The following is a 6,586-nucleotide window of genomic DNA, read 5'->3' as shown; positions in this document are numbered from 1 at the left end:
GGAGAGGACTGAAGTCCTTACTACGAACCACAGATGGAGAGGACTGAAGTCCTTACTACGAACCACAGATGGAGAGGACTGAAGTCCTTACTACGAACCTGATTTTAAGTCTTGATTGTCGCAATTGTCGATCGACCTACAGCCCACTGCATAAGCCGATTTGTATGTTGTCGATCGCTTGCCAAACAAAGTATAGCGGTTGTCGCGCACTTGTTCGTACACGCGATCGCCCATCCACTTCATCCCCGGCATCGCCCGGTAAGCCGCCACAAACACCTCGCCCGCCGGTAATATCCGCCCGATTTCCTCCGCCGCATCGCTACCTTGCCACCGTTTTTCGGGATGATTCTTATCTATCAAAATCATCCCCATTTCGCAGTCGCTAGCAGTGATATCAAACCGCTTTAATCCTTCTAAATCTTGCATGGAAATATATTCAAAGTTCTGACCTCGATCTAAATTTTCTAGTAACTGCACCAAGGTGACGCAGAGATTGCAATTGCCGTCGTAAATTACGTTGTAATTCATAAGTCAATACCCTAGTTAAGAAAACTGGGCGGTTGAAACAGCTTCTATACAAGCAAAACCCGGATGGTGCGCGGGTTGAAGGCAATGCGGTTAAAATACATTATCTTCTTGAGTCCGCGCACCATCCGGACATTGTTTGACAAGACGCGGTTTCAACCGCCGTCTCCATCTATGTAATTATAACTCATAATTTCCAATTTTACCGCTAACTTCTAGCGACAGGAATCTCGATCGCAAATTCCGTACCTTGGCCCGGTGCGGAATTGCACTTCAGACGCCCGCCGTGCTTTTCCACCACAATTTGATAGCTGATAGACAGCCCCAAACCAGTACCTTTACCCGGTTCTTTCGTAGTAAAAAACGGATCGAACAGCCTTTCATGAACATCTATCGGAATCCCCGGCCCGTTGTCAGCAATCCGAATCACAATATGAGAAGGACGGCGAATAGAATCATCAGAAACAGCAGCCTGTTGGTATTTTACCTCAGTACAAATCCGCAGCGTCGGCGAAGGACAATAAGGAATAGGCGCCAGTTCCCCATCGCCCCACTGTCCGGTTTCCATTGCCTCTTCCAAAGCATCAATTGCATTGCCAATAATATTCATAAATACCTGATTCAACTGTCCAGCATAACACTGTACGCGGGGCAAATTGCCGAACTCTTTGAGCAGCGTAATTTTCGGATGTCCTGCTGTTTCTTTCAACCTGTGCTGCAAAATCAACAAAGTGCTGTCAATCCCTTCGTGAATGTCCACCTGTTTTTGTTCTGCTTCATCCAATCGCGAGAAATTCTTCAGGGATAGCACAATCTGGCGAATTCGCTCTGCTCCCATTTTCATTGAACTTAATAGCTTTGGCAAATCTTTGAGCATGAAATTTAAATCTATATCATCTATTTCTTCTCGAATTGCTTCTGTTGGTTCTGGGTATTCCCGCTGGTAAAGTTGCAGCATTTTTAGCAAGTCTTGAAAGTAATCGTCAGCGTGCATGACGTTGCCGTAAATGAAGCTAACGGGATTGTTTATTTCGTGAGCGACGCCAGCTACTAATTGCCCCAAACTTACCATTTTTTCATTTTGAACCATCATGCTTTGAGTTTTATGCACGTCCCGCAGGGCTTTCGCTAATTCTTCATTTTTAGTCCTCAATTGACTTTCGGACAGGCGCACCGCTTCTTCTGCTTGTTTGCGATCGGTAATATCCTTGCGAATTGCTACATATTGATGGGGTTCTCCCCGAGAATTTAAGAAAGGCACAATTGTAGTATCCAACCAGAATAATGTGCCGTCTTTAGCTTGATTTTTCATTTCTCCCCGCCAAACATTTCCCTGGCGGATTGTTGACCAAAGCTGCTTGAAAAAATCGGCTGCATGATAGCCGGAATTAACAAGTCTATGAGTGTTTCCGAGCAGTTCTTCCCGAGAATATTTGAAAAATTCGCAAAATTGGTCGTTGACATAGGTAATGGCGCCGAATTCGTCGGTATTCGAGACAATCGCCGATTGATCTAAGGCAAATTTTTCAAATTCCAATTCTTGGAGAGTGTGACGCAATTCTGCTTCGGCTTGTTTGCGATCGCTAATATCGGTAATCATCCGCAAAACCCCCGCAAATTCGCCCTCAGCGTCGAACATTGGCGTTGCTGAGACGATCGCCCACAAGTGAGAGCCATCTTTGCGGGTAAACTGAAAATCGTGGCGTTCGCGAATGCCTTCTCGCCTGCGCTGCACGTAACTTTCGGCTATTTCCCGAGCCTCGTCGTCAATAAACTCAAATAGCGATCGCCCCAGCATTTCCTCCACAGTATACCCCAGCATTTCGGCCATCCGACAGTTCGCAAAAGTCGTGTTGCTGTCGGCGTCAAACATCCAAACGCCCTCCGAAGCAGTTTCGACGATGCAGCGGTAATAACTCTCGCTTTCCCTGACAGATTCAGTAGCTTGTTTGCGATCGGTAATATCAGTTTCCACCGCAATAAAACCTTCAAGTTCCCCGGTTTCTAGATAAATCGGAGCGATCGAAAGCGCCACCCAATAACCCTTTCCATCCTTCCTGTAATTGTAAATTTCCTGATTAAACGGCTCGCCTGTATCCAAAGCCGATCGCAATTTAGCAATAGTTACCGGATCTGTTTGAGGACCTTGCAGCACATCACCCGGTTTTTTTCCCAGCATTTCTTCTAACACGTAACCGCTAATCCGAGTAAATGCTTCATTCACCCATTCAATGCAGCCTCGAGCATCAGTAATAACCACACCATTTTGCGTTTTTTGAGCCACGATGGCCAAGCGCGACAATTCTGTTTCAGTTTTTTTGCTTTCGGTAATATCTTGAGAAATACCCAGAATGTACTTAGGCGCGCCATCTGCGTCAAACAAAGGAACTTTTTTTGTGTGCAAAATCCGTTTTCCCCGGTGGGGAAGTTGGATTATTTCTTCTGGTATATCAACCTCTTTTCCCGTAGCAAATACTTCTAAATCTTGTGCTTGCAAGTAATTTGCCTGATCTGCTTCCAACAAGTCAGCAGCATTATTTCCCAATACTTCATCGCTCGAATAGCCAAACAATTCTTCGCTAGCAGCATTCCAATAAATAAATCTTTGTTCCACCGCATCTTTAATAAAGACGCTAACCGGCAGATTTTGCAGTACCGCATTCAGAAAATCTTGAGTGTTTCGCAGCTTTTCCTCAGCGCGCTTGCGCTCAGTAATATCCAAAATCACTCCGTCGAGATAGACAACTTGACACAGAGAATTTGCGATCGGCGAAACCGACGAAACCACACCCGACAAAAATTCCTCAATTTCCCCTTGTCCCTCTTGTCTTTCTCTAGGCTCATCCCCCTCCCCACAAACAGCTTGGCCTTTTTCGTAAACCCAGCTAATTTCGCCGTCAGCCCGAAAAATGCGGTATTCCAGGATGTACGGAGTTCTAGTTGCTACACTTTTTTTGAGAGCCTCCTCCATGTTTTTGCGGTCTTGAGGATGGATAATGCTCGCAAAAGAACGGACGCGATCGTTGATAAAATCTGAGGATGGATAGCCAGATATTTCTTGAACAGCCTCGCTCAAAAACGCCATTGTCCGTATTAATCCGCCGTCGGGCCCAGTCCAGTCGCAGTTGCAGCGGTATACAGCACCGGGAATATTAGCTACTAAATTTTTATATCGTTCTTCGTTGCTTAACAAAGATGAGCCGTCTTCCTTAGGGCGATCGCCCTTCTTAAGTTTACAAGAATTCGAGGAAATTTGCATGATTTTTTCACTTGTAAGTGCGGGGGCAAGTGTTAGAGTAGATGACCGTATAAAAAGTGAATTTAATTGGCGAAATAATACGCTATCAACTAATATAGTACAAAATTACTTGTCCGAACATTCAGAAAATTTGAGGGTGGATAATAGCAAGAAGGAAGTTCGGCAACGGATTACGTAACGGATGTAATGGATGGAAGTTCGGCAACGGATTACGCAACGGATGTAACGGATGGATGTTGAGGGAAGATTTTTCCGACTCTCCCCATCTCCCCATCTCCCCCTCTCCCCCTCTCCCCCTCTCCCCATCTCCCCATCTCCCCATCTCCCGCTCCCCCAATCCTCCACTCTCGTTACAATAAGATAAGTTGCCTTGCGATCGCTCGCCCTCAAACAAAAACCATGGCTCAACAACAACCCCGGATTTGCATTCTCGGCGGAGGCTTCGGCGGACTCCACACAGCCCTGCGCTTGAGTCAGTTACCCTTCTCCAAAAGCGAAAAACCCGAAATAGTCCTAGTCGATCGGCGCGATCGATTTTTGTTCGTTCCCCTGCTGTACGAGCTCCTCACCGGCGAACTCCAAACCTGGGAAATCGCCCCGCCCTTTGCCGAACTCTTGCAAAACACAGGCGTGCGCTTTTGTCAAGGCACTGTCTCCGGCATCGACGTGGAGTCCAAGGGAGTGCAGTTGCACGACGGGCCAGAAATTCCGTGCGATCGCCTCGTTTTAGCTTTAGGCGGCGAAACTCCCCTAGATATGGTCAAAGGAGCCGTTGAATACGCTTACTCGTTCCGCAGCCTCGACGACGCCTACCGCTTGGAAGAAAGACTGCGGTTTCTCGAAGCCAGCAACACCGATAAAATTCGGATTGCGATCGTCGGCGCCGGTTATTCGGGAGTAGAATTAGCTTGTAAATTAGCCGATCGACTCGGAGAAAAAGGTCGCGTCCGATTAATCGAACAAGGCGACACAATTTTGCGGACATCACCCGAGTTCAACCGCGAAGCCGCCAACAAAGCATTAGAAAAACGCAAAGTCTGGATCGACTTAGAAACAGCCGTAGAGGCGATCGAATCCGACACCATATCCTTACTCTACAAAGGACAACTAGACGTTCTCCCCGTAGACATAGTATTGTGGACAGTAGGAACCCAAGTCAGTCAAGCAGTGCGATCGCTCCCCCTCAAACAAAACCGCCGCGGTCAACTAATAGTTAACTCCCAGATGCAAATCATCGACCATCCAGACATATTTGCCTTAGGAGACTTAGCCGAATGTCACGACGCCACAGGTCAAAAAGTCCCCGGAACAGCCCAAACAGCATTCCAGCAAGCTGACTACACTGCCTGGAACCTATGGGCCTCTTTGAGCGATCGACCATTACTACCTTTCCGGTACCAGCCGCTAGGAGAAATGATGACATTAGGAATAGACGAAGCCACCCTCACAGGTTTAGGAATCAAACTCGACGGACAACTAGCACACATTGCACGCCGCCTAGCCTATCTCTATCGAATGCCAACATTTGAACACCAACTCAAAGTTGGTTTCAACTGGATTAGCCAACCAATTCAAGAACTGTTGAAAAAGTAATAGATGCACACGGCGAATAGAATTCACGTCTATACAAACGATGTCCGGATGGTGCGCGGACTCAAAAAAATAACTTAATTCTATTCGCCCCGTCTTATTCTTATTCTTCAACCTGCCTCCGCAGGTTTCGTTTGTGTAGACGCGAAGGACCTTACGCGAAGGACCTTCGCCCGGTCTTATTCTAGGTCTTATTCTTCAACCTGCCTCCGCAGGTTTCGTTTGTGTAGACGCGAAGGACCTTCGCCCGGTCTTCTATTACTCGTTTTCAAATTCATTCTAACCAATGACAAAAATTATCTTTTTAGATGCCGCCGGAACACTCTTTGACCTTCGCGACAGCGTCGGCGAAGTCTACGCACAACTAGCCAAAAACTTCGGAGTAACAGTTAAGAGTGAAGACTTAAATGCAGCATTTTACCAAAGCTTCGCCTCAGCAACTCCGATGACATTTCCAGGAATCGAAGCAGCAAAAATTCCCCAACTAGAATTTGAGTGGTGGCAAACAGTGAGCGCAAAATCATTCCAAATAGCAGGCGTTTTCAATCAATTCTCAGACTTTCCCAAATTCTTTACCGAACTCTACGCTCATTTTGCCACCGCCGAAGCTTGGTTCGTCTATCCCGACGTATTCCCAGCCTTAAATAAATGGCAGCAACAAGGAATCGAATTAGCAGTAGTCTCGAATTTCGATTCGCGACTTTATCCAGTATTAAAATCCCTCAACTTAGCAGAATATTTCACATCAGTCACAATTTCCACCGAAGTAGGTGCAGCAAAACCCCAGCCGGAAATTTTCACCGCAGCCTTGCAAAAGCACAACTGCACAGCCGAGAATGTTGTGCATATCGGCGACAGCTTCAAAGCAGATTATTGCGGTGCCAAATCCGTCGGCTTAAAAGCAATTTGGTTGAACCGACAACAGGAAAAAGCAGAATCCGGCACATGGCCTTTAACTCAAACGAAATTAGAACAGTGCAGCAGCCTTGATTATTTAACCTTTTAACCTGATAACTGTAGTTTAGACTAAAAAATGAGCGCAGCTAAAAGTAGCCACCTTTAAAGATCAGGCAAGCTGTTGCTCAAAAACTCAAAAAGTAGAAGATTAAATAGCTAATCTTGAAGACTTTTTGCGCCCTTGAAACCCGTTTTTTGACAGTGGGATAGCATGGTGCCTTAGTTCGTACCCTTCCTTTTTCCCAACCGGGGGAT

4 protein-coding genes are annotated in these 6,586 nt (G+C 46.4%); 2 read left to right on the top strand and 2 right to left on the bottom strand.

Annotated elements, in window-relative coordinates:
* Positions 1 to 90 precede the first annotated feature (90 nt).
* Positions 91 to 528 (bottom strand): DCC1-like thiol-disulfide oxidoreductase family protein, encoded by a 438-nt coding sequence (locus JGK39_RS24735; protein ID WP_293258257.1) that lies wholly within the window; start codon positions 526 to 528, stop codon positions 91 to 93.
* Positions 529 to 733: 205 nt separating this feature from the next.
* Positions 734 to 3,784 (bottom strand): PAS domain S-box protein, encoded by a 3,051-nt coding sequence (locus JGK39_RS24730; RefSeq protein ID WP_293258255.1) that lies wholly within the window; start codon positions 3,782 to 3,784, stop codon positions 734 to 736.
* 399 nt (positions 3,785 to 4,183) lie between these two features.
* Between JGK39_RS24730 and JGK39_RS24725 the strand changes: the two genes are divergently transcribed.
* Positions 4,184 to 5,377 carry an NAD(P)/FAD-dependent oxidoreductase gene (locus JGK39_RS24725; protein WP_293258253.1) on the top strand — a complete coding sequence of 398 codons (1,194 nt, stop codon included), beginning with the start codon at positions 4,184 to 4,186 and terminating at the stop codon, positions 5,375 to 5,377.
* Positions 5,378 to 5,660: 283 nt separating this feature from the next.
* Positions 5,661 to 6,380: an HAD-IA family hydrolase gene (locus tag JGK39_RS24720; RefSeq protein WP_293258251.1), complete on the top strand. Its 720-nt coding sequence runs from the start codon at positions 5,661 to 5,663 to the stop codon at positions 6,378 to 6,380.
* Positions 6,381 to 6,586 lie beyond the last annotated feature (206 nt).

The organism is Microcoleus sp. PH2017_12_PCY_D_A (genome assembly GCF_020738565.1).
Lineage (GTDB): Bacteria > Cyanobacteriota > Cyanobacteriia > Cyanobacteriales > Microcoleaceae > Microcoleus.
The sequence above is the reverse complement of the archived record's forward strand: the minus strand, read 5'-3'. Positions and strand labels throughout refer to the sequence as shown.